The organism is Marseilla massiliensis (assembly GCF_023336985.1).
GTDB classification, from domain to species: domain Bacteria; phylum Bacteroidota; class Bacteroidia; order Bacteroidales; family Bacteroidaceae; genus Prevotella; species Prevotella intestinigallinarum.
Genome location: NZ_JAMBLP010000053.1, coordinates 1 through 1806, shown reverse-complemented (window position 1 = coordinate 1806; position 1806 = coordinate 1). Strand labels below are relative to the sequence as shown.

At 53.0% G+C, this 1806-nt stretch carries 2 protein-coding genes; both read right to left on the bottom strand.

What is annotated here, in order from left to right; genetic code table 11:
- Nucleotides 1–443: DUF4369 domain-containing protein (locus M3089_RS15675; RefSeq protein ID WP_249085243.1), on the bottom strand; the 443-nt coding region annotated here is incomplete at its 3' end.
- Complete coding sequence (locus M3089_RS15670; protein WP_205112232.1) at nucleotides 440–1558, bottom strand: TlpA disulfide reductase family protein; 1119 nt, start codon at nucleotides 1556–1558, stop codon at nucleotides 440–442. The genes M3089_RS15675 and M3089_RS15670, both read right to left, overlap by 4 nt.
- Nucleotides 1559–1806 lie beyond the last annotated feature (248 nt).

Sequence of the window (1806 nt, the reverse complement as noted above, 5' to 3'; positions counted from 1 at the left end):
CTTGCCCTCTCCAATGCCTCAAGCCTGCCGAAAGCCGCTGCCGTAATGGTGTCTGTAGCAGCCACCACGCGCAGCATCTCCTTGTTGAGAGGCGTGTCAGAACGCACATCGGCCACGCCGTCAGGATGGAAAGTTATGCTTACCTCACCATTTTCAGCAATGAAATTTGCATACCGACCGCTACCACCACGCCATGCCGTAATGCAATATGCAGTGCTTCCGTCGGCATCCAGCTCGTAGCGGATGTGCCCGTCACCAATCGGTATGGTGTCGGCGTAATAACGGGCGTCCTCACCCAAGCGCGCAATTGTCACCAGGTTGGCCGGCCATCCGTTCAGATCGCCATTGACAACGCACACTTTCCTTGCGGCCTCCCCGGCCATTCCCTGCATTGCCGCCATCGCAATCACTGCGGCGAGAGCCAAAGTTCTGATGTTGTTCATAAGTTTTTATTATGTTTGTTCATTATCTCTGTCACCTTCGTTACCATGGTTTCGCCGCGCAGGCCGCGCTCCACGATAAGGCCATCTGGGCTGAAGAGGATTATCAACGGGATGCCATCAGCTCCGTAAAGTTCCAAAGCCTTACGTTCAACATCAAACAATTGTGGCCAAACCGCACCGAGTTTCCTTGCCGTCTTGCCCATAAGCTTCTCGTCATCCCAAGTAAACAGGCCGAGAACCGTCAGCCCCTTGTCCTTGAACTCACGGTGCAGGCGGACCAGGTTTGGTATTTCCTCATGACAAGGGCGACACCACGATGCCCAAAAATCTACAAGCACATAGTTGCCACGCCCCACATAGTCGCTCAGCCTGACCGATTTTCCGCTGACATCACGCCCGTTTATGTCAACAAACATTTGCCCGACAGATGTGCGCCGCTCCGCTTTCAGCCGTTGTGAGAGGTCTTTATATATATTTGTCGTCTTCATCCACGGGCCGAGCGAGGCCATGATGCGTTCCCGGTCGTCAAGTGTTTGTGTTTGATAAAATTCGCTTCTAAGCAATTTTTCGGTCACAGCATCATCCGGATGCCGTGAAAACAGCCCTTCAGTTATTCGGCGCACATCGGCATTATAACTGCCCGCAAGTGAAATGCGCGCTTTTCTATATGCGGCGCTGTCAAGCCCTTGAGCCTTCAGAGCTTCCATCTTGGGAGAATAAACGGCATAAAGGCTGTCAATGATGTCGTCAATCCGGTGGATCTCATCGTTGAGCGGAGTGCCAGACGGCTTGTTGTACACAGTGCGGCCGACACTCGCCCGAATGTCACCACCCTCCAAAACGATGTTGGCGTGCTCTCGGTCTGTGGCCTGAATGCAGCAAAACCACGGTCTGTCCGTGAAGCCGCTGAACACAAATTTGCCGTCCGAGATGCGAGTGCTGTCCAACATCTTATGGTCATCATAACGCTCTATGTAAATCATCCGGCCATCGGCGGCTGAGTCATTTACCTCACCCATGACAGTATAAGCCTGCTTCTCCTGCGCCGAAACAGGCAAAAATGCAAATGCACACAACAGGAAAGCCCAATCACGTTTACCTAACTCTCTTTTCATATCGACTTTTTGTTTATTTAATTTATTACGTTCCTATCACCGCTTCACATCCATTTGCGTCGCCCAGTGCTACAGTTCCTTTTCCAATATGGCCTCCACCTGCGCGGCATCGGGGTTGACGGCCAGTATCTTGCCGTCGCGACCTACGAGGAAGCGGCCGCCCCCGGCATTGCCAATGCCGTATCTCTTCCAGATGCCGAGGCGGTCGTCAAGCTCCAGAAGGTTGAGCCACGGATAACCGTCGCGCT